Raw genomic sequence first — 21,916 nt, 5'->3', positions numbered from 1 at the left:
CAACGACACGGAGACGATGCGTGAGTGAGATCAAGCGAATCCCGCATTGCAGCCACTGGGGCGCCTATACGCTGCTCGTGCAGGACGAACAGATCGTAGGCGTCGAGCCGTTCGCCCATGATCCCGCCCCCTCGTCGATCATCCATTCGGTGCCGGAATGGGCCAATCCCGAACGCCGCATTCTGCGCCCCATGGTGCGCTCCGGCTGGCTCGACAAGCGCGAGCGCAGCGATCGGCGCAAGCGCGGCGCGGAGAAGTTCGTGCCCGTCAGCTGGGATGAGGCGACCACGCTGGTGGCCGACGAAATCCGCCGCGTCTCCAGCACCCATGGCAATGCGTCGATCTTCGCGGGCTCCTATGGCTGGACCAATTCGGGCCGCCTGCATCACGCGTCGTCCTTGCTCAAGCGCATGCTCAATCTGGTCGGCGGCTTCACCCGGCATGTGGATACATATTCCATTGCTGCCGGCCCGGTGATCCTGCGCCATACGCTGGGAAGTTCGGATGCTTGCGACGGCCGGGCCAATACGCTCGACACCATCGCTGCACACACCGAGACGCTGGTGGTGTTCGGCGCACTGTCGCCGCGCACCGCGCAGACCGAAGCCGGCGGCATCGGCGCCCACCGCCTCGAATCCTATCTCAGGAAAATCGCCGCGCGCGGCATCCGCGTCGTTCACGTCTCGCCGCTGAAGGACGATATGCCGGATTGGGTCGATGCCGAATGGTGGCCGATCCGCCCGAACACTGATACCGCGCTGATGCTGGGCCTCGCCGGCGAGATCGTGAAGGCAGGCCGGCACGATCGGGATTTCCTTGATCGCTGCACCAGCGGCGCCGAGCAACTGCTCGGCTATCTCGATGGCTCGTCCGATGGCGTCCGCAAGGATGCAGCCTGGGCCGCCGAGATCTGCGGGCTCGATGCCGAGGGCATCCGCCAGCTGGCGCGGCGCCTCGTCGATACCCGCAGCATGCTGACCGTGAGCTGGAGCCTGCAGCGCGCGCATCATGGCGAACAGCCGTTCTGGGCAGCGCTCGGCCTCGCCTCCATCGTCGGCCAGATCGGTTTGCCCGGCGGCGGTGTCGGCTACGGCTACGCCTCGCTCGGCGGCGTCGGCTCGCCCTTCAATCTCGGCAAGTCACCGGCCATTTCGCAACTGACGCGCCCGATCGACAGTTTCATCCCGGTGGCGCGCATCAGCGACATGCTGCTCAATCACGGCGCGAGTTTCACCTATGAGGGCGAGACGCGAACCTATCCAGACACAAGGCTGGTCTACTGGGCCGGCGGCAATCCCTATCATCATCATCAGGATCTCAACCGGCTGTCCGAAGCCTGGACGCGGCCCGAGACCATCATCGTCCAGGATCCGATGTTCACCGCGACGGCGCAGCGCGCCGATATCGTGCTGCCGGCGACCACATCAATCGAACGCAACGACCTCGCCGGCAACAGGCGCTCCGACTTCATTATCGCGATGAAGCAGGCCATCAAGCCGGTCGGAGACTCGCTGCCCGACTTCGAGATTTTCGACCGCATCGCCGGCAAGCTCGGCGTTGCCGATCGCTTCAACGAAGGCCGCGACGAATTGGGCTGGGTGCGCTATCTCTATGAGGAGAGCCGCAAGGACGCCGCCGAGCGGCTCGGCTTCGACATGCCCGATTTCGAGACATTCTGGCAGGACGGCTACGCACGCTGTCCGGTGCGCGACGACCATACTTTCCTGGCCGATTTCCGCATCGATCCCGAGGCGCATGCGCTCAAGACCGAAAGCGGCAAGATCGTGCTCGGCAGCGAGACCCTCGCCCGGCTCGGTTATGCCGATTGTCCGTCGCATCCGGCCTGGGTCGAGCCCGCCGAATGGCTCGGCAACGGCAGCGATGCCTCCGACTTGCATATGATCTCGCATCAGCCGGCCGGCCGGTTGCACAGCCAGATCGAAACCGGCGTCGCCAGCGTGGCCAACAAGCGCAACGGCCGCGAGCAGGCCCGGCTGCATCCCGACGACGCCGCGGCGCGCGGCATCAGCGACGGACAGACCATCCGCATCTGGAATGCACGCGGTGCCTGTCTCGCCACCGCCGATGTCACCGACAGCGTGCGCTCCGGCGTACTGGTGCTGCCGACCGGCGCCTGGTTCACCCCGCGCGCTGAGACTGGTCTCGAAGTCGCCGGCAATCCGAACGTGCTGACGCTCGACATCGGCACTTCGCAATTCGGCCAGGGCTGCTCGGCGCATACATGCCTGGTCCGCGCCGAACCCCATATTGCAGATCAACGCGACGCTTTTGAAGAATACCAGGACAGACTGGTTGCACTCGCGACCGCCTGAGAGGAAACAGAGATCATGACCAAGCCCGCCATCAGCCGCTTCCCCGTTCCCGAAATCTCCAGCCTGCCGGAGGACATCCGCACGCGCATCCTTGCGGTGCAGGAAAAGTCCGGCTTCGTGCCCAACGTGTTCCTGACGCTGGCGCATCGGCCGGACGAGTTCCGCGCCTTCTTCGCCTATCATGATGCGCTGATGGACAAGCCAGGCCCGATCACCAAGGCCGAGCGCGAGATGATCGTGGTGGCCACCAGCAATGCCAACCAGTGCCAGTATTGCGTGGTGGCGCATGGCGCCATCCTGCGGATCCGCGCCAAGAACCCGCTGATTGCCGACCAGATCGCGGTGAACTACCGCAAGGCCGACATCACGCCGCGACAGCGCGCGATGCTCGATTTCGCCATGAAGGTCTCGATGCAGGCTTACGAGGTTGGCGATGCCGATATCGAGACGCTGGCAGGCCATGGCTTCACGGAGGACGACGTCTGGGATATCGCTGCCATTGCCGCCTTCTTCGGCATGTCGAACCGGTTGGCGAATGTCACCAGCATGCGGCCGAACGACGAGTTTTTCGCCATGGGGCGCTGATACGCCTCGCACCGGATAGAGCGATCACCCGCAGCGGCCGGTAAGAGCCGCAGCGACGACTTTCGAGGAAACAAGCCATGACGCATCCAAGAGCCGCAGACGTCGCAACCCGGCAGGCGATCATCGATGCCTGCCGCGAAATGTCGGCCGCCGGCATCAATCAGGGCACGTCCGGCAATATCAGCGTCCGCACCGAGGACGGCATCCTGCTGACGCCGTCCGGCGTTCCCTATGACACGATGCGGCCGGAAGACATCGTCGCGATGAAGTGGGACGGCTCATGGACGGCACCGGCAGGCCGCGTGCCCTCGACGGAGTGGCGTTTTCACCTCGACATCCTCAAGGCCAAGCCGGAAACGAATGCCGTCGTGCACGCGCATCCGATCTTCTGCACGATCATCGCGATCATGAACCGCACCATTCCCGCGATCCATTACATGATCGCGGCGGCCGGCGGCAACGACATCCCCTGCGCACCCTATGCCCAGTATGGCACGGCGGAATTATCACAAGCGGCACTGGAGGCGCTGCGCTATCGCCGCGCCTGCCTGCTCGCTCATCACGGGCTGATCGCCATCGGCCCCAATCTGCGCAAGGCGATGTGGCTTGCGGTGGAGGTCGAGGTACTCGCCAAGCAGTATCACGGCTGCCTGCAACTCGGCACGCCGCCGCTGCTGCCGGATGCCGAGATCGACAGCATCCTGAAGCGATGGGGACAATACGGCCTGCGCGACAGCGACGGCACGCCGAAGACCTCGACCTAACAAACCAGCACCAACAATTGCGAGACTTGCCATATGGCCCATCCCCACGACGTCAGCGTCTGCGGCACCTACATCCTGGACATCCTCGGCGTCCCCGTCACTGAAATCCCGGCCGGCGGCGGCCGCGCGCTGATCGATGAAATCAAGCTCACGGTCGCCGGCACCGCGGGTGGCACCGTGGTGCCCTGCGCGCGCCTCGGACTGAAGGCGCTCGCGGTCGGCGCGGTCGGCGACGACGAGAAGGCCGACTGGGTGCTGAATGCGATGGAGCGCGAGGGCATCGATATTTCGGTGATGGAGCGGATGCCCGGCGCGCCGACCTCAGCCACCATCCTGCCGATCCGCCCCGACGGCTCGCGGCCGGTGCTGCATGCGCGCGGCGCCTCGGCACGCTGGAAGATTTCGCCCGAAGCGCAGAAAGCTGCCTGCAAGAGCAAGGTGCTGCATCTCGGCGGCGTCGGCTCGCTGTTGGCAATGGACGGCGAGCCGACGATCTCGCTGCTGCGCGGCGCCAAAGCGGCCGGCTGCATCACCACCGTCGATCTCATCCAGGCACGCAGCGAGACGCTGGCACTGGTCGAACCGCTGATGCCCTATACGGACTTCTTCATGCCGAGTATCGACGAGACCCACGCGCTGGTCGGCACCGACGACCCCGCGGCCTGCGCGCAATATTTCATCGGCAAGGGCGCCGGTGCCTGCGCGATCTCGCTCGGCGAACACGGCTCTTTCGTCATGACGCGCGACGGGCGGCAGTTCACGGTCCCGGCTTTCGAGGTGACGGTGCGCGATACCTCGGGCTGCGGCGATTCCTATACCGGCGGCTTCATCGCCGGCCTCGTGCGCGACTGGGACCTGCTGGACTGCGCAAAACTCGCCACAGCTACCGCTGCCACCGTCGCGACAGGCCTCGGCTCCGGCGCCAATCTCGTGTCCTTCGATGAGACGGTGAAGGCGATGAACACGCTGCCCGTCCGCGGTGCACGCGCCTGATCCGCTGAACGACAGCCTTTACTGAATCAGAAACGTCTCGAGGAAAATCCCATGACCAGACATGCCATTGTGACCGGCGCGAGCCGCGGCATCGGACGGGCTATCGCCCTTGGCCTCGCCCAGCGCGGCTACAATCTCGCTCTCACCGATATCGCTGCGCAGGAAAGCACGCTGCTGGAGACCGTCGCTGAAGTGAAGAAGATTGGCGGCAAGTGCATTCCGATTCTGGCCGATGTCAGCAAGCTCGAGGATTGCCAGCGCTCGGTTGCGGAAGCGGTCGCGGGTCTCGGTCACGTCGATGTTCTCGTCAACAATGCCGGCATCCTGCGTCTCGCGACCATCGACGAGACCACGCCCGAACACTGGGACCAGACCTTCGCCGTGAACGTCCGCGGCGTGTTCCAGATGACCCAGGCAATGGTGGTGCATATGAAGGAGCGCAAATACGGACGCATCGTCAACATTGCCTCGCTGGCTGCACGCACCGGCGGCCCCGGCCAGTCGCACTATGCCGCGTCGAAATCTGCTGTGGTCGGCTTCACGCGGGTGTCGTCGATGGAATTCGGTGGCCACGGGATCACGGTGAATGCCGTATGCCCCGGCATCATCCTCACCGAGATGGGCCGCAACAACCTGCGCGATCCCGAGCGCGTCACCTATTTCGAGAAGATCACCGACCTGCACCGGCTCGGCGAGCCGGAAGACGTCGTCGGCCCCGTCGCATTCTTCGCTTCGGATGATTCCGCCTTCGTGACGGGCCAGGCCCTCAACGTGGATGGCGGTATCTTCTACAGCTGAGCGATCTCAATTCGAAATCGAAGCCTGGCAGCGCACGCACCACGCTGCCGGGCTTCGACCTCGACGATCCTGATATTCGACGACCAGCCGCCCCTTTCAGCTCGTTCCCAGGTCGATATTCTTGAGCGGCAGATTCCGGACCCGCTTGCCGGTGGCTGCGAAGACGGCATTCAGCACTGCGGGTGCGGCGACCGCGATCGTCGGCTCGCCGACGCCGCCCCAGAAGCCACCTGACGGCACCGTGATCACTTTCACCTCCGGCATCTCGTCGAGCCGCATCACGTTGTAGCTGTCGAAGTTCTCCTGCTCGATCCGGCCGCCCTTCACGGTGCACTCGCCATACAGCATCGCGGAGAGACCATAGACAAAAGAGCCTGCGATCTGCGCCTCGATCTGCTGCGGATTGACGACGTGGCCGGGATCCGTGGCGGCAACGATCCGGTGGATCCTGAGGCGCCCCTTGGTCACCGAGACCTCCGCCGCGGCGGCGACATAGCTGCCAAAACCCATCACCTGGGCGAGGCCGCGATAGATGCCGGCCGCCGGCTTGCTGTCCCAGCCGATGCCCTTCGCCGCCGCTTCCAGCACTGCGAGATGCTTCGGGTGATTGGCCATCAGCTTGCGCCGGAACGCGAGCGGATCCTGGCCGGTCGCATGGGCCAGTTCATCGACGAAACATTCGAGATAGACGGCGTTCTGGTTCAGGTTCACCCCGCGCCAGGCGCCCGGCCGTACATGCGGATTGTACATCGCATGATCGATCAGGAGATTCGGGAATGTGTAGCCGATCGCCATTTCGGCACCGCCCGGCATCAGGCCCTGAAAGGCGATGGGATCGCCATTCGCCGTCATGACCGACGGGCGCATATAGGCCATGATCGACTGGCCGGAGATGCGCATATGAAGCGCTTCGATATTCCCCGCCTGATCGAGCGCCGCGCGCATGCGGCACTGGGTGACCGGGTGGAAGCGGCCCTGCACCATGTCTTCCTCGCGCGTCCACATCATCTTCACGGGCACATCGGGGATCTGCTTGGCGATCAGCACAGCCATCCGCACATAGTCGGTGACGAGACGTCGGCCGAAGCTGCCGCCGATCCGCATCGGATGAACCACGCAGGACTCGATCGGCAGGCCGGACGCAGCAGCCACGGCTTCGAGCGCCGCCTCGGCGACCTGGGTGGGCCCCCACATCTCGCAGCGTTCGGGCGTCCAGCGGATGGTAGCCGACATCACCTCCATCGGAGCGTGGTTCTGGTACGGGAAGCTGTAATCCGCCTCGATGATGCGGCTTGCCTTGGCAAGCACGACTTTCGCATCGCCCGTCTTGTTGCCGACAAAGTTCGTCTCGGCGGCAAGCCCTTCGCGCAACTTCGCGGCGATCGTCTCGCTCGAAACCTTCGCATTGTCTCCTTCGTCCCAAACCACCGGCAATGCGTCGAGAGCCGTTTTGGCGCGCCAGAATGTATCGGCGACCACGGCGACGGTTTCATCGTCGACGCGCAGCACATGCTTCACGCCACGCATCTTGGATACCGCGGCAGCATCAAAGCTCTTCAGCTTGCCACCATGCACGGGACACGCCTTCGGGATGGCGACGAGCATGCCGGGCATCCGGATGTCCATGCCGTAAACCAGCGAACCGTTCAGCTTGTCGCGCGTGTCCAGCCGCTTCAGCGGATGTCCGGCGATGGTCCATGTCTTGGGATCCTTGAGCTGGACCTGCGCGGGTGGCGCGATCTTGTTCGCCGCGGCGGCGACAGCCCCATAGGTCGTGCTGCGCTTGCTTGCCGCATGGGTAATGATGCCCTTGGCAACAGTGCATTCCTCGGGCTTGACGCCCCAGCCCTGCGCCGCAGCCTGGACCAGCATCGAACGGGCGGCGGCGCCGGCCGTGCGCACATATTCCTGCGAGCCGCGGATCGCGCGCGAGCCGCCAGTGGACATGTCGCGCCAGATTTTGCCGCGCTTCAGATTCTCGTTCGGCGACACCAGATCGAAGCCGACCTTGCTCCAGTCGCATTCGAGTTCTTCCGCAACGAGTTGCGCGAGACCCGTCAGCGAGCCCTGCCCCATTTCGGCGCGCGCGATGCGGATCTGGATGCTGTCATCAGGATGGATCACCACCCAGGCATTGACCTCGGCAGTCGCCCCTTGCGCAGCTGCGCTCATGCGCGGCGGGATCGTGAAGCCAAGTACGAAGGAGGCAGCGGCGGCACCGGCGAGGAAACCACGGCGCGAGACGCTGTTGGGCGCAACATCGCCGCGGGAAAGAGTTTTCGTATTCATTGTCACGATCTCCTCAGCCCTTGTTCGCAGCCATGCGCTGCGCTGCGAGTTGCACGCCGGCCAGCACCCTCGGATAGGTGCCGCAACGGCAGATGTTCGAGATTTCCGAGCGGATATCGTCCTCGCTGGGCTTCGCATTCTGTGCGAGCAGCGATGACACCGCCATGATCATGCCGACCTGGCAGTAGCCGCATTGCGCGACATCGAGTTCGGCCCACATCTCCTGCACCGGATGCGGCTTGTCCGCACCGAGGCCTTCGATGGTGACGATCTTCTGATCCGCGGTCACCGCGCTCACAGGCAGCGCGCAGGAGCGCGTCGCGACGCCATCGACATGCAGCGTGCATGCGCCGCACTGGCCAACCCCGCATCCATATTTCGTTCCGGTGAGACCGACATGGTCGCGGATCACCCACAAAAGGGGCGTGTCCTCTTCGACATCCACGTCGAGGAACTTGCCATTGATGTTGAGTCTGGCCATTCGGGTCTCCCGATCGGTTTCAATATTGCGATTGCTAATTGGGCGGGGTCAGGGTCTGGAGATAGCTCACGATAGTGGCGCGGTTCTGCTGGCTTGGCACCGCGGAAGTCACGATCGCTACACTGATCAACAGGAAACCGCACTTCACCATTGCGTATTACGGTTTCATTTTCGGTTGACCGGCGCCGTGATGCATCCGGTATTGCTCATCGGTCACCTTCTCGAGCCAGTCGACCGACTTTCCGTCCTGAGCCTCGGCAATTGCGATATGGCTCATCCCCGACGATGCCGAGGCGCCGTGCCAGTGCTTGACGCCCGGAGGGATCCAGACCACGTCGCCCGCACTCATGGCCTGGATGTTGCCGCCTTCATGTTGAACGAGCCCGGCGCCGGTGACGACGATCAGCGTCTGCCCCAATGGATGCGTGTGCCAAGCCGTGTGGGCACCCGGCTCGAAGGTCACGATGCCGCCGCTGATGCGCGCAGGAGCTGCGCGCTGGAAACGCGAGCTGACGCGCACCTTGCCAGTGAAATTTTCGGGCGCGCCGACGCTGTCCGGCTGCGAACCGCTTCGGAGAATCTCGACCTCACCCGCGGCCTTCCTGGCTGGCGCCGGAGATTGGACGGCCTCGAACGCCGCTTTCGCGAGAGGCACCGCCGACATGGCCTTCGGCCAGCCCGCATAGAATGCCAGATGCGTGATGGTTTCCGAGATTTCGGTTCTCGTCAGCCCATTATCGATGCCTCGCGACAGATGGAACGGCAGTTGCGCTGCTTCGCCTGTCGCGATCAGCGAGGAGATCGTCACCAGACTGCGGTCGCGCGGCGACAGATCGGGTCGTCGCCACAGGTCACCGAACAGGACATCGTTGGTATAGGTCGCGAGTCCGGGGATGACAGTGCCAACCGCGCGGTCCACCGACGCCGCGCGCCGGGCTTCGCTCTCGGCGTCCAGCCTGATCCGCTCGCCTGCAGCAGCGACGAGGCCGGATTGAGCAATCCCGCGCTTGTCGAACACATCCTTCGCGACGGTGACCGCCGATATGGCATTCGGCCAGCCCGAATAGAATGCCAGATGCGTGATGGTCGCGGTGAGCTCGCCGGGCTTCACGCCGTTGTCCAAGGCACGATTGAGATGCCCCGTGAGTTGCGCGGTCTTTCCGCCGGCGATCAGGGCGGCCACCGTGACGACGCTGCGATCGCGGTGCGACAGGCCGGGACGTTCCCATACCTGGCCGAACAGCAGTTTCTCGGTATAGTCGGCGAGTTCGGGCGTGATGTGTCTGACATCGGCCGGGGCTTTGACTGCGGCCGTCTGCCGTTCCTGGGCGACGGCGTCTCCGACCATCGTCGACAGTGCCGTTGCCAATATCGCGGTCATCTTCATCCGTGGTTCTCGTCAGGTGGGCCAGAGCAAGACTCGGTCCTGCACCGGTCAGTGTAACGAGGCCCGCCGGCAACGATTAGGTCGCGTCCACGGCATGGACTTATGTCTCCGGCTCATGAATTCCGCGCCGGATTGTCACAGCATTCCGCTGACGATCGCGATCGCCTATGCCGGATGCTTTTTTTGCCTCGCGCTGCAACCAACGAGGTTCACGAACGTTGCAACATTTGCTGGGCGGCCGTCCATAGGAGCGCATCCATGTGTGATTACAGCCTGCACGCGGTCGCTAACCGTCCCGCGGAGGTGGCGGATAGGTTGGTATCGGCAAGATTTCCTTCGACGACAACTAAAGGCTTCGCAAGCTGCGACGATCCACACGTTGCGGTATGCCTTCGCCCCGGCACCGAAATCGCGTTTGAAGAAAACGTCCGAGTCGATGGGTGGTTTTTTCGCCGTCATGTGAACGATCGACTGGCCCGTTTTCGTCAGATCAATGCGGGCCGCGACCAGCACCACGACGCGCTGGAATTCTCAAATGGCAGGATTGTTCTCGTCACAGACCTGAGGCCCGGGCAGAAGGCAGTCGTGGTGCAATTACCGGTCAGTCAGGCGGCCCAGAAAACCAGGACCCCTGCGCCTGCAGCGACGCCGCGAGTCGCCCGGACCACTCCCTGACGCGCCGTGTCGCCAGTAGGTAGAAGAGACCCGCCGGCGCCACTCGGCGGGTTTCATTTCATCGGTAAGGCTTTCATCGGTAAGGCTTGGGCTATTGCTCGACGTCGCGCGGCATACCGCCGACCGAAGACCGTCCTCCCCCGCCCGATACCCTCGGGCGCTTTTTCTTCGATTCCGTTGAACCTTTTAGCCAAATCCTTCGTACCAATTTGCACTGGGGATTTGAGGGCCCAGTGTTGAGCCAACGTCGCCGGGGCGATCATACTCCGCTCAGGGCGGCGTTGCGCGTGCAGTCCCCACGCGCCCTCACCTGCGGGCTTTTGCTGGGCGCACGACATCGTGCTAGAATAGCGGCATGACGCAAACAAAGGCATGGCAGTCCAAACTGCTCGACGAACCCAGGATCGGCTTTGTTGAAGAGCACGGTTCGCGCGAAGGCAATGCAGCGCGCGCCATGACCGTCGAGCGCCGGCACAAACCGACGGCATCCCCTCGGGTGGCGACGAAACCGGATCCCCTGGCGAAGATCCTGAACGAACCGCGCGTGGGCTTTGAGACGATCCATCGATCCGCCTCAAGGTCGCCCAAATAAAGGAGCCGCCCACTGAGGCGGCTCACGACGACTAGCCTAGAGCTTCGCTTGGACCGTCCAGAATGACGCCTCCTTGTCGGACAGGTCATTGTGGATAGTGCTGTCGCTGGGAGCGTGTCGACGCAGCCGCCAGGCCTCCGAATTGATCTCCATTTCGAGCTCGTTATGCGAAGCCGAGATCACCTTACCGGACACCCGGCTCTTGTTTGGGTATTCGAGCGCAAGCGTTTCCCCCGGCGCGACCGATTTGGCGACGACAGAAATCACGGTGCCGGTTCTGATGTCTCTCTCATTGATGTAGGCGCTGAGCATCGGCAAACTCCCATTTGCTACTTGGTAACCGGACCTGAATGCAAAGCGCGCCGCACTACGGCACCGAGAATGCTGTTTCTTCAGATATAGGAACGTGCACGCATCCCGGCGGTTCCATCTGGCCGCCTCCCGCAGAGAGCTTGGGGCCAATATAGAAATTCGGTCTGCGTTTGCGCTCGGGTTTGCAAAGACAGGGGTCTTACCGAGACCTCGCGACCGTCCGGATGGCCCGTAGCCTCCGAAAGAGCAAAGGCGAGCGACCAGTCAGAATGACGGACGATGTCCGGTCAGAACGACCAACCACCGAAATTCTAACAGACTGATTTGTTGAGATTTTTGGTGGGCGCACTAGGGCTCGAACCTAGGACCCGGTGATTAAGAGTCACCTGCTCTACCAACTGAGCTATGCGCCCGGATCCAGATCCGGATATCCCCGCGGGGACGGCGTCGTTTAGCAAAGCGATCCCGGGATGTCCAGCGACGCTGTCACAAAAATTGCACCGATTTTCGCAATCGCAAAAATGCGAAAAAGCCGCTGAAATTCAGCGGCTTCCTCGCTATTCGGGCAGTGGAAAACTGCCCCGTATCAGAGCCGCTCGGCGCCCGGCGCGGGGTTGCGCTCGAATCTGTCGCCGCGGCCGCCGGGACCGCGATCGTCGTCATCGCCAAAATGCGAGCGATCGAAGCCGGGAGGGCCGAATCCCTCGCCTTCGAAGCTGCCGCGCTCGAGGCCGGGACGCGGGCCGCGGTGACGCCAGCCGCCCTCGCCGCCGCCGAAGCCGCGATCCATATGGGTCAGCACCGTCAGGCGGCGTTTCTGGCCGTCATCGAGGGTCTTGTAGAGCGGGTCGGCCGCGTCGGCGATCTTCTTCAACGCTGCGGCCGTGGTGGCCATGTCGCCGGCGCGCTGCTGCAGGCGGGCGACCGGATTGTCCGGCGTGTCAGTCCGCTTCGCGTCGTCGTCGCGGTTCTTGCGCTCTTCCATGCGTGCATTGGCGCGGTCGATGCGCAGCTTGGCGAAATCGCGCACCGCGCTCTCCACCGCCGGCCACATCTTCTCCTGATCCGGCGTCAGCTTGAGCCCCGCTTTCACCGCGGCGATGCGCGCATCCACAAATGCGGCGCGGTCTTCCGGATTCATCCGGACGTGATGATGCATCCACGGACGGTGCTGGGCATAGACCGCGGTTGACCCGGCGATCACGGCAACAGCGGCACCGGCGAGCAAGATCTTCTTCATGGCAACCTCCTTTGGAAAGTCACCTGAAGATGATCCTGCACCGCCGGACCTTCAACTTACGCTTTGGCCATGTGGTGTCGCGATATGTTGTCGAAATATTTCCTGCGCCGCGATTTCGTCACAGCATCCCGAGCATGCGCGGCAGCCATAGCGAAATCTCCGGGATGAAGGTCACCGCAACCAAGAACATCAGCATGGTCAGCAGCCACGGCCACACCGCGATGGTGAGTTCGGTGATGCCCATCTTGGCGATGCCCGAGGCGACATAGAGATTGAGGCCGACCGGCGGATGGCACATGCCGACCTCCATATTGACCACCATCAGGATGCCGAGATGTACCGGATGTATGCCGAGCTTGACGGCGATCGGAAACAGGATCGGCGCGGTGATGAGGACGATGGACGACGCCTCCATCACATTACCGGCGACCAGCAGAAGGATATTGACGAAGATCAGGAACGTCCACCAGTTGACGCCCATATCGACGATCCAGGCGGTGAGCTGCTGCGGGATCTGTTCCGACGTCATCAGGAACGAGAACAGCACCGCATTGGTGATGATGTAGAGGATCATCGCGCTCATGCTGGCCGAGCCGAGTAGCACCCGCGGCACGTCTTTCAGGCCCATGTCCTTGTAGACGAACACCGCGATGATGAAGGCATAAACGGCGCTGACCGCCGCGGCTTCCGTCGGGGTGAACCACCCGCGATAGATACCGCCGAGCACGAGGAAGATCAGCAGCAGGCCCCAGATGCACTCACGAAAGGCCTTGAAGCGCTCACCCCATGACGCCCGCGGCAGCCGCGGATAGTCGAACTTCCAGGCGCGATACACCGTGGTGGCGCCGAGCAGCGTCGCCAGCATCAGGCCGGGAACAACACCGGCGATAAACAACTGGCCGACGGACGCCGAGGTGACGCGCGCGCCATCGGGGCCGAGCGCGACGCTGCCGCCGGTCGCCACCGCATAGATCACCATCACGATCGAAGGCGGGATCAGGATGCCCAATGCGCCCGACGTCGTGATGACGCCGGCGCCGAACCGCTTCGGAAAGCCCTGAGCGACCATGGCGGGCAGCAGAATCGAGCCGATCGCAATCACGGTCGCCGGTGACGAGCCGGAGATCGCCGCGAACAGCGCGCAGGCCATCACGCCGGCGAGACCTAGACCGCCATACCAGTGCCCGACCATCGAGGTCGCGAAATTGATCATGCGTCTGGCGACGCCGCCATGGGTCAGGAAGTTGCCGGCGAGAATGAAGAACGGGATCGCCATGATCTCGAAATTCTCGATCCCGGTGAACAGTTTCAGCGCCACCGCCTCGATCGGCACCTGGGTCAGGAAGAACAGGAAGGTCAGCACAGTCAGGCCGAGCGCAATCGAGATCGGCATGCCGGTGAGCATCAGCGCAATGAGCAGCGCGAAGATGATGAGCGTGGTCATCGGGCGCCCTCCGGCGTCGGACCAACCGCCGTATCGACCTCGATGCCCTCCACATGGGTGTGATCATGATGCGGCAGATCGTCGAAGCGGAAATAGCTGTAGGCGACCTGCAGGAAGCGGAAGCACATCAGATAGGAACCAAGCGGAATGCAGAGATAGACGATCCAGCTCGGCAGCTCGAGATCCGGCGATGTCTGATCGGTCTGCGACAGACCCATCACGAAGCTCGCGCCCATGGTGCCGATGATACCGGTGAACAGTGCGCCGCACAGAAGGCCGAACAGGATGGTGCCCTTGCGCCATTTCGGCGGCAGTTGCAGCACGAGCACGTCCACGCCGACATGGATGCCGGTACGCACGCCGTAAGCCGCGCCGAACTTCGCCATCCACACGAACATGTAGATGCAAAGTTCCTGCGCCCAGGACAGATGGATGCCGGCGAGAAACTTATAGGCCGCCATCGCGCCGGGCAGATTGCGATACGTCACCACGAAATCGGTGGTGTAGCGATGCGCCACGGCGACAAAGATCACCACCGTCGCGGCGCCGATCAGCGTCGCGATCAGGGTTTCCTCGAGACGATCGAGGATGCGTAACAAGAACCGCACCGAATATGTCCCCTTCCCCTGGCCGCCTGGCGGCGGCCTCATGGTGAGGAGCGCGCCTCCTGGTGCGCCTCTCGAACCATGAATATCGTTCACTCACCCTTCGAGACGCGGTCCAGGCGGGCCGCTCCTCAGGGTGAGGTCTCGGCTACGCTGCGCCTCAATTGGTCTTGGCGTTGGCTTCTTTCTGGAACGCCGCGATCAGATCCTTGCCGACGCGCGAGGCCATGTCCGCGGTCACCGGCTCCATCGCCTTCATCCATTCGGCGCGCTCTTCCGGCTTCAGCTCGTAGAAGGTGGTGGTACCAGCCTTCTTCATGGCGACGATGGCGTCGTCGTTTTCCTTCTGCGACAGGCTGTTGGCATAAGCCGTGGCTTCGTCCATCGCCTTCTCGACCTGCGGCTTCACATCGGCCGGCAGGCCGTCCCAGAACTTCTTGTTCACGATCACCGCGTAGCCGATATAGCCGTGGTTCGAGATCGTCATATGCTTCTGCACTTCATGCATCTTCTGCGTATAGACGTTACTCGGGGTGTTCTCGTTGCCATCGACAACGCCGGTCTGCATCGCCTGATACACTTCCGAGAAGGCCAGCACCTGCGGGATCGCGCCGAGTGCGCGCATTTCGGCTTCCAGCACCTTCGACGACTGGATGCGCATCTTCATGCCCTGGAAGTCGGCGACCTTATGCATCGGCTTGTTCGAGGTCATGATCTTGAAGCCGTTGTCCCAGTAAGCGAGACCCTTGATGCCCTTGGGCTCGAGCTTCGCCAGCAGACCCTTGCCGATCGGCCCGGTGGTGATGCGATTGAGCGCCGCCTTGTCCGGCAGGATGTAGGGCAGGTCGAACACCTCGAATTCCTTGACGCCGAGCGGGCCGAACTTGGCGAGAGACGGCGCCAGCATCTGCACGGCGCCGAGCTGCAGCGCCTCGACCTCTTCCTTGTCCTTGTAGAGCTGCGAGTTCGGATAGACCTCAACCTTCACCTTGCCATTGGTGTATTTCTCGGCGAGTTCCTTGAACTTGTCCGCGCCCTGCCCCTTCGGCGTGTTCGGCGCAACGACGTGGCTGAATTTGATGACGATGGGCGATTGAGCCGAGGCCGGACCGGCCAGCGCGAGCGCTGCGATCGACGCAGCGGCCAAAATAAAGTTGCGCATGATGTTCTCCCTGTTGGTCGCGCGGAGCTGTTCTAAAAAGTCGCTACGCTTGGATGTCACAGGGAGCTTTATCGTCATCAGCGATCAAACGCCATCGCTCCCTTCGCAGGGGTTGCGGCAAAAGCTTTGCCGCAATGCAAAAACGCGGCGTCTTGCGACGCCGCGTTTCGTTGCGCGTATAGGTTTTGGGAAGCGATCAGCTCGCGGCGGCCACCGGCGCCGGCATGTCGCGATCACGCTTCATGACGATCTTGTTCAGCGCGCCGAGATAGGCCTTGGCCGAAGCGACCAGCGTATCCGGATCGGCGGCGCGCGAGGTCATGGAGCGGCCTTCATGGGCCAGACGCACCGACACTTCCGCCTGCGCGTCGGTGCCTTCGGTGACGGCGTGGACCTGATACAGTTCCAGCTTCGCCACATGCGGCACCAGCGCCTTGATGCAGTTGAACACCGCATCCACCGGCCCATTTCCTTCGGCCTCCTCGATCTTCACCACGCCGTCGATGTTCAGCTTCATCGTCGCGCGCTGCGGACCGTGGGTGCCGGCGATCACCGTCAGCGACACCAGCTTGATGCGATCATGGGCGGCGGTCATTTCCTGATCGACCAGCGCTTCCAGATCCTCGTCGTAGATGTCCTTCTTGCGGTCGGCCAGGGCCTTGAAGCGCACGAATGCATCTTCCAGCTGGTTCTGGCCCAGCTTGTAGCCCATCTCCTCCAGCTTGTGGATGAAGGCATGGCGGCCGGAATGCTTGCCCATCACCAGCGAGGTCTGCTTCACGCCGACCGTTTCCGGCAGCATGATCTCGTAGGTCTGCGCGTTCTTCAGCATGCCGTCCTGATGAATGCCGCTCTCATGCGCGAAGGCGTTACGGCCGACGATCGCCTTGTTGTACTGGACCGGGAACGAGGTCGCGGCCGAGACTTCCTTCGACGCGCGCATCAGCATGGTGGTGTCGATATTGTTCCAGTAGGGCAGCTTGTCGTTGCGCACCTTCATCGCCATCACGACTTCTTCCAGCGCAGCATTGCCGGCGCGTTCGCCGATGCCGTTGATGGTGCATTCGATCTGACGCGCACCGCCGCGCACGCCGGCCATGGAATTGGCGACAGCCATGCCGAGGTCGTTGTGGCAGTGAACCGAGAACACCGCCTTGTCGGAATTCGGCACGTTCTCGCGCACGCGCTTGAACAGGTCGTAATATTCCTCAGGCACCGAATAGCCGACGGTGTCGGGAATGTTGATGGTGGTGGCGCCAGCCTTGATGGCGGATTCGACGCAGCGGCACAGGAAGTCGAATTCGGTGCGGGTGCCGTCTTCCGACGACCATTCGACGTCATCGGTGTGGTTGCGCGCGCGCGTCACCGACGAGATCACCAGATCATGGACCGCGTCCGGCTCCAGTTGCAGCTTGTACTTCATGTGCACCGGCGAGGTGGACAGGAAAGTATGGATGCGGCCGCGCTTGGCCGGACGGATCGCCTCGGCGCAGCGGTCGATATCCTTCTGGCCGGCGCGCGACAGACCGCAGATCACCGAGTTCTTCGAGCGCTTGGCGATCTCGTTGACGGCCTCGAAGTCACCATCGGAGGCGATCGGGAAACCGGCCTCGATGACGTCGACGCCCATGGCGTCCAGCATCGCGGCGATTTCGAGTTTCTCCTCGAAGGTCATGGTGGCGCCGGGGCACTGCTCGCCGTCGCGCAAGGTGGTGTCGAAAATGATGACGCGGTCCTTGTCGGACGGGGTGGTGGTGGTCATGGGATCTTCCTTAAGTCGGGGCGCTACCGTCTGGGCGCCAGAGAGGGCTGGTGATTCTGAATCTCATGATCCCCTGAGTACCCAGGCCGGATGGCCCAGACGGCGCTCAGGGGCAGATAAGCAGAAGCAGCCCGCCAAGAAGGAGGTTCGAACGCAGCGCAGCCGGAATCGCGTCAGGACCAGCGGCAACAGCCACTCCCCCGGAAACTCCAACCATGTCGCTGCGAATCAGCATTGCCACACCTTCAGGCCCACATCCTCGGCCAAAACCAGTCTCAAGGAAAACCCTTGATGGTTCGTTGCCGACGAGGGCCTGCGGTCGTTCTAGACGACAAATGCAGGACCCTGCAACGGCTAAGAGGGTCAGGAAGACTGACCTAAATCCTCCCGGGAGTCGCTCGGGCGCGCGGCCGACTGGCCCAGCCAGAACAGCGGAACTGGACGTTTTCCCGACCACCCTTTTTGCCCTAAGACCGAACGGCAATTGCGAGGACAGGACAATGACTTTCGCTAGGGGATTATCCGCCTTCCCGATCACCCCCATGAATGCGACGGGACGCGTCGATACCCCTGCGCTGCGGCGGCTGGTAGCGCCGCTGGCGGCCGCCAAGGTCGATTCCATCGGATTGCTGGGCTCGACCGGATCGTATCCGTTTCTCAGCCGTGACGAGCGCCGGCGTGCCACCGAAGCCGCCATCGCGGAGGTGAACGGCCGCGTCCCCGTGCTGGTCGGTATCGGCGCGCTACGTACCGATGAGACGATCGAACTCGCCCGCGATGCCAAGGCGGCAGGCGCTGCCGCAGGCCTGCTGGCGCCGGTGTCCTACACGCCGCTCACCGAGAACGAGGTGTTCGAACACTTCAAGGTGGTCGCCGAAACGAGCAAACTGCCGATCGTGATCTACGACAATTTCGCCACCACGCATTTCAAATTCACGCCCGATCTTGTCGGCCGCATCGCACGTATTCCCGGCGTCGTCGCGGTGAAAGGCACCTCCCCCGAAGCCAGCCTCGCCGCAGATCACCTGAAGCAAATGCGGGCCGCCGTGCCATCAGGCTTTTCGGTCGGCTATGCCGGTGACTGGAATTCGATGGAGACACTGCTGGCCGGCGGCGATGCCTGGTACTGCGTGGCGGCGGGCCTGTTTCCAAGGAGTTGTCTCGCCATCACCCGCGCGGCGCAGGCCGGCAATGCCGACGAAGCGCGCCGCCTCAACAACGCGATGCAGCCGCTCTGGGATCTGTTCAAGCAGTTTTCCAGCCTGCGCGTGATGTATGCGGCTGCGGAGCAGATGGGGATCACCGATGCGCAGCCACCGCGCCCGCTGCTGCCGCTGCCGGATGCGGCGCAGGACAAGGTGGCGAAGGTGTTGAAGGAATTGAAGTTGAGTTAGGCGATCGACAGCGCCCCACACTCTACGTCGTCCCCGCGAAGGCGGGGACCCATACACGCTGGAGAGATAGTGAAAACGCGGTTGCCGCGACTTCGCCGCTTCGAAATAAATGACGGAGGTTATGGGTCCCCGCCTTCGCGGGGACGACGTGGAGAGGTCCGCCTGGACGCTGTGGAGAGGATAACCTTCTTCGCCGCTTTCTTCTTCGCAACCTTCTTCTTGGCCACCTTCTTCTTAGCGACCTTTTTCACCACGTCCTCGCGCTCCCGCGGCGGTCCTTCCTTCTCCAGCGCCTCGCGGATCAGCGTAAAGTCCTTCTTCGCCTCGCCGTCCACGATCGGGAAGTGCAGGTCCAGCTTCTCCAGCGCGTTGACGATGGCCGAGCCGATCACCACACGCGAAAACCATTTGCGATCCGCCGGCACCACATGCCACGGCGCCTCCGCGCAGGACGTATTCTTGATCAGGTCCTCATAGGCCTCCTGATACTTGTCCCACAGCGCGCGCTCAGCGATATCAGCCGTCGAGAACTTCCAGTTCTTCGCAGGTTCCTCCAGACGATCGAGGAAACGTTCGCGCTGCTCTTCCTTGGAGACGTTGAGAAAGAACTTCAGCACCACGGTGCCGTTGCGCGTCAGATATTTCTCAAACGCGGTGATGTCCTCGAAGCGCTCGCGCCAGATATCCTTCGTCACCAGCTCCGCCGGGATCTTCTGCTTGCCGAGGATATCCGGATGCACGCGCACCACCAGACATTCTTCATAGTAGGAGCGATTGAAGATGCCGATGCGACCGCGCTGCGGCAGCGCGATAGTGTGGCGCCACATGAAATCGTGATCGAGTTCGTTCGATGACGGCGTCTTGAACGCATGCACCTCGCAGCCCTGCGGATTGATGCCGTCGAACACGCTTTCGATGGCGCTGTCCTTGCCAGCAGCATCCATGCCCTGGAAGATCAGCAGCAGCGACCAACGGTCCTGCGCATAGAGCTTTTCCTGTAGTTCCTGCAGCCGGCGGCGGTTGGCCTCGATGATCTTCTTGCCGGTCTCCTTGTGCAGCCCGCCGCTGGCATCGGTGTCATGCGCCTTGAGATGAAAAGCCTTCGACCCATCAACCCGATACGGCTCGATATAGGACTTCAACGCAGACACAACTGGCTTGGCAGACATGAGATCGGCAACTCCGGGACACGGGAAAGCCAAGCGTAGCGTGCCGATCCCGGCAACACCAGTAGATCAGGTCGCAGGCATCAGCTGCGCTGTCATAAACGCCGTCACAAACAGCGGCATCGTCGGGGTGAAGTCGGCTTCGCTGCGCACCAGATGAATTCCGCTGAGCTCCGGAGCAGCCTGACCGGCAAGATTGGCTTCGATGGTGCTCCGCAGCGCATCACCCGGCTGATCCGCATCGAGGAGACGCATCATCGCCACCGAGAAGTCCGTCACGACGCAGGACCAGACAGCGTCGGCCCGATAATCGGCTTCTGTGAGGCCGAGCTCTTCCTCGACCTCACGGGTCACACTGCCAGCAATATCGACCACGTCACCGCGCAGGTCATCCAGATCAGGCGTGCCCGCCGCAAAATAGATGCGTCCGGCATTGGATGTATGCTGCCCCATCTCGCCGAGCACGAAGGCGCCGTCGCTGGCACGCAGCGCGCCCATGCCAAAGCCGTTGAACACGTCCGGATCGGGACAGCGCCAATCCCGCCACGCCAGAAAGCTTGCAAAATCGGTCTCGAAATATTCCGCCCGAAACCGATCGCCGGTGAACTGCGCATTGCGCGCCAGCAACACGCGCCCATTGAACAGTTGCGGCTTCTCGGCACGCTTGCCGGCGAAGTGCGCATCGATCTCGTCCCTTCGCTCACGCGCGAACGGCCACTGCCAATCGCTGCGCGTGAGGTCGAGTTGCGTGACGCGGTGAATGACCGGCGTCGTCATTGCGTATCTCTACTTCGCATTCGTCCCCATCGTCCTGGTAAACTGCTCGACATATTTGTTCGTATAGGTCTTGCTGACATCGATATTGGCCTTGGCCACCTCCGGCGAGCCCTCGCTGAACACGGCGAGCACGGCCGCGGCGCCCTTCGGATCCATCAGTCCCGTTTCCGAATACATCGGGATCGTGTTCTTCAGCGCCGCGAGATAGAGCTCCTTGTCCTTGCCGACGATGCCTTCCGGCATCTTCGCCATGATCTCTTCCGGCGTATGGCTGTGGATCCATTTCAGCGTGTTCATGATCGCGTTGGTCAGTCCCTGCACTTCCTTCTCGTGGCCCTTCACCCAGGCCGTCGTCGAATACAGCGCGCCGCCGGGATATTCGCCGGAGAACACGGCCATCGTGTCCTTCTGCGTGCGGGTATCGCTGAGAATCGTGAGGTCTTTGTGGCTACCCTGCAGCACGGTAACGGCAGGATCGAGCATCACGGCGGCTTCGATCTGGCCCTGCTCCATCGCCGCCACTGCCGTCGCGCCGAGGCCGACGCCAATCACCGCCGTGCCGGCCGGATCGAGGCCGTTCTTCTTGAGCTGATACTTCAGAAAGAAGTCCGTTGACGAGCCCGGCGCGCTGACGCCGACTTTCTTGCCGGCGAGATCCTTGATCGAATTGATCTTGCCCGTGTGTTTCGGCGACACCACCAGCACGAGGCCGGGATAGCGGTCATAGACCACGAAGCTCTGCAGCTCCTGCTTCTTGGCGGCGAGGTTCACGCAATGATCGAAATAGCCGGACACCACATCGGCGCTGCCGCCGAGCACGGCTTTCAACGCATCGGAGCCGCCCTTGAGATCGACCAGTTCGACGGCGAGCCCCGCTTTCTCATATTCGCCGAGCTGCTTGGCCAGCACGGTCGGCAGATAGCACAGGCAGGCCCCACCGCCGACCGCGATGGTCACCTTGGTTTGCGCTGCAGCGGGATGAACGAGAAACAGCGACAGCAGACCAGCGAAGACCAAACGGCTTGAAAACAAACGGTTCGGGAATAAACGGCTCAAGCTGGTTTTTATGTTTTTTGTCATTGTTTCCTCCGCTGCGATCGGGCGCGGAGGATAGATGAGCCTCTGCCGGATGGAAAGCCGGCACTGGTCAACACACC

Annotated in this window: 20 protein-coding genes and 1 tRNA gene; 8 read left to right on the top strand and 13 right to left on the bottom strand. The window is 62.6% G+C overall.

From position 1 onward, the window contains the following. The first annotated feature begins 20 nt into the window (after nt 1–20). The 5 genes from AB8A27_RS06030 to AB8A27_RS06010 all read left to right on the top strand — a co-directional run bounded on the left by AB8A27_RS06030 (nt 21) and on the right by AB8A27_RS06010 (nt 5,473). Nucleotides 21–2,333, top strand: a complete 2,313-nt coding sequence (locus AB8A27_RS06030) for a molybdopterin-dependent oxidoreductase (RefSeq protein WP_441241122.1) — start codon at nt 21–23, stop codon at nt 2,331–2,333. A gap of 15 nt (nt 2,334–2,348) precedes the next feature. After that, nucleotides 2,349–2,918, top strand: coding sequence for a peroxidase-related enzyme (locus AB8A27_RS06025; RefSeq protein WP_441241121.1), 570 nt, complete (start codon nt 2,349–2,351; stop codon nt 2,916–2,918). Nucleotides 2,919–2,995: 77 nt separating this feature from the next. Next, nucleotides 2,996–3,682 (top strand): L-fuculose-phosphate aldolase, encoded by a 687-nt coding sequence (locus AB8A27_RS06020; protein ID WP_441241120.1) that lies wholly within the window; start codon nt 2,996–2,998, stop codon nt 3,680–3,682. Nucleotides 3,683–3,715: 33 nt separating this feature from the next. After that, complete coding sequence (locus tag AB8A27_RS06015; RefSeq protein WP_441241119.1) at nt 3,716–4,675, top strand: sugar kinase; 960 nt, start codon at nt 3,716–3,718, stop codon at nt 4,673–4,675. 51 nt (nt 4,676–4,726) lie between these two features. Beyond that, the gene (locus tag AB8A27_RS06010; RefSeq protein WP_441241118.1) at nt 4,727–5,473 is read left to right on the top strand and encodes an SDR family NAD(P)-dependent oxidoreductase; all 747 of its coding nucleotides are present in this window, start codon (nt 4,727–4,729) and stop codon (nt 5,471–5,473) included. Nucleotides 5,474–5,569: 96 nt separating this feature from the next. On the opposite strand, the gene AB8A27_RS06005 is transcribed toward AB8A27_RS06010, so the two are convergent. From AB8A27_RS06005 to AB8A27_RS05995, 3 genes are all read right to left on the bottom strand, one after another. Continuing rightward, nucleotides 5,570–7,762, bottom strand: coding sequence for a molybdopterin cofactor-binding domain-containing protein (locus AB8A27_RS06005; protein ID WP_441241117.1), 2,193 nt, complete (start codon nt 7,760–7,762; stop codon nt 5,570–5,572). A 13-nt stretch (nt 7,763–7,775) separates the two neighbouring features. Further along, nucleotides 7,776–8,243, bottom strand: coding sequence for a (2Fe-2S)-binding protein (locus AB8A27_RS06000; RefSeq protein ID WP_441241116.1), 468 nt, complete (start codon nt 8,241–8,243; stop codon nt 7,776–7,778). 157 nt (nt 8,244–8,400) lie between these two features. Beyond that, nucleotides 8,401–9,630, bottom strand: coding sequence for a (R)-mandelonitrile lyase (locus tag AB8A27_RS05995; RefSeq protein WP_441241115.1), 1,230 nt, complete (start codon nt 9,628–9,630; stop codon nt 8,401–8,403). A gap of 258 nt (nt 9,631–9,888) precedes the next feature. On the opposite strand from AB8A27_RS05995, the gene AB8A27_RS05990 reads away from it, so the two are divergent. Both AB8A27_RS05990 and AB8A27_RS05985 read left to right on the top strand, forming a co-directional pair. Then, a complete protein-coding gene (locus AB8A27_RS05990; RefSeq protein WP_441241114.1) occupies nt 9,889–10,305 on the top strand; it encodes a hypothetical protein in 417 nt (138 codons plus the stop codon). A gap of 355 nt (nt 10,306–10,660) precedes the next feature. Then, nucleotides 10,661–10,897, top strand: coding sequence for a hypothetical protein (locus AB8A27_RS05985; RefSeq protein ID WP_441241113.1), 237 nt, complete (start codon nt 10,661–10,663; stop codon nt 10,895–10,897). Between the two features lie 36 nt (nt 10,898–10,933). Here the strand turns inward: AB8A27_RS05985 and AB8A27_RS05980 are convergent, their stop codons facing one another. The 7 genes from AB8A27_RS05980 to AB8A27_RS05950 all read right to left on the bottom strand — a co-directional run bounded on the left by AB8A27_RS05980 (nt 10,934) and on the right by AB8A27_RS05950 (nt 17,422). After that, entirely contained in the window at nt 10,934–11,209 is a 276-nt protein-coding gene (locus tag AB8A27_RS05980) for a hypothetical protein (RefSeq protein WP_441241112.1), read from the bottom strand. Nucleotides 11,210–11,546: 337 nt separating this feature from the next. Beyond that, a tRNA-Lys gene (locus AB8A27_RS05975) sits at nt 11,547–11,622 on the bottom strand. A gap of 173 nt (nt 11,623–11,795) precedes the next feature. Beyond that, the gene (locus tag AB8A27_RS05970; RefSeq protein WP_441241111.1) at nt 11,796–12,449 is read right to left on the bottom strand and encodes a Spy/CpxP family protein refolding chaperone; all 654 of its coding nucleotides are present in this window, start codon (nt 12,447–12,449) and stop codon (nt 11,796–11,798) included. Nucleotides 12,450–12,567: 118 nt separating this feature from the next. Next, nucleotides 12,568–13,893: a TRAP transporter large permease gene (locus AB8A27_RS05965; protein ID WP_441241110.1), complete on the bottom strand. Its 1,326-nt coding sequence runs from the start codon at nt 13,891–13,893 to the stop codon at nt 12,568–12,570. Next, nucleotides 13,890–14,501 (bottom strand): TRAP transporter small permease, encoded by a 612-nt coding sequence (locus tag AB8A27_RS05960; protein ID WP_441241109.1) that lies wholly within the window; start codon nt 14,499–14,501, stop codon nt 13,890–13,892. The genes AB8A27_RS05965 and AB8A27_RS05960 overlap by 4 nt, the downstream gene beginning before the upstream one ends. Nucleotides 14,502–14,658: 157 nt before the next feature. Next, nucleotides 14,659–15,660 (bottom strand): TRAP transporter substrate-binding protein, encoded by a 1,002-nt coding sequence (locus AB8A27_RS05955; protein WP_441241108.1) that lies wholly within the window; start codon nt 15,658–15,660, stop codon nt 14,659–14,661. A 196-nt stretch (nt 15,661–15,856) separates the two neighbouring features. Beyond that, nucleotides 15,857–17,422, bottom strand: coding sequence for a 2-isopropylmalate synthase (locus tag AB8A27_RS05950; RefSeq protein ID WP_092147344.1), 1,566 nt, complete (start codon nt 17,420–17,422; stop codon nt 15,857–15,859). Nucleotides 17,423–17,922: 500 nt separating this feature from the next. Here AB8A27_RS05950 and AB8A27_RS05945 point away from each other — a divergent pair, with 500 nt between their 5' ends. After that, complete coding sequence (locus tag AB8A27_RS05945) at nt 17,923–18,816, top strand: dihydrodipicolinate synthase family protein (protein WP_441241107.1); 894 nt, start codon at nt 17,923–17,925, stop codon at nt 18,814–18,816. A 119-nt stretch (nt 18,817–18,935) separates the two neighbouring features. On the opposite strand, the gene AB8A27_RS05940 is transcribed toward AB8A27_RS05945, so the two are convergent. From AB8A27_RS05940 to AB8A27_RS05930, 3 genes are all read right to left on the bottom strand, one after another. After that, nucleotides 18,936–19,985, bottom strand: a complete 1,050-nt coding sequence (locus tag AB8A27_RS05940) for a polyphosphate kinase 2 family protein (protein ID WP_441241106.1) — start codon at nt 19,983–19,985, stop codon at nt 18,936–18,938. Between the two features lie 66 nt (nt 19,986–20,051). After that, entirely contained in the window at nt 20,052–20,759 is a 708-nt protein-coding gene (locus AB8A27_RS05935; RefSeq protein WP_441241105.1) for an NUDIX hydrolase, read from the bottom strand. Between the two features lie 9 nt (nt 20,760–20,768). Then, the gene (locus tag AB8A27_RS05930) at nt 20,769–21,791 is read right to left on the bottom strand and encodes an ABC transporter substrate-binding protein (RefSeq protein ID WP_441244838.1); all 1,023 of its coding nucleotides are present in this window, start codon (nt 21,789–21,791) and stop codon (nt 20,769–20,771) included. Between the last annotated feature and the right edge of the window lie 125 nt (nt 21,792–21,916).

It is taken from the genome of Tardiphaga sp. 768_D3_N2_1 (assembly GCF_052076105.1).
GTDB lineage: Bacteria > Pseudomonadota > Alphaproteobacteria > Rhizobiales > Xanthobacteraceae > Tardiphaga.
This window is presented reverse-complemented; position numbering and strand designations above follow the sequence as displayed.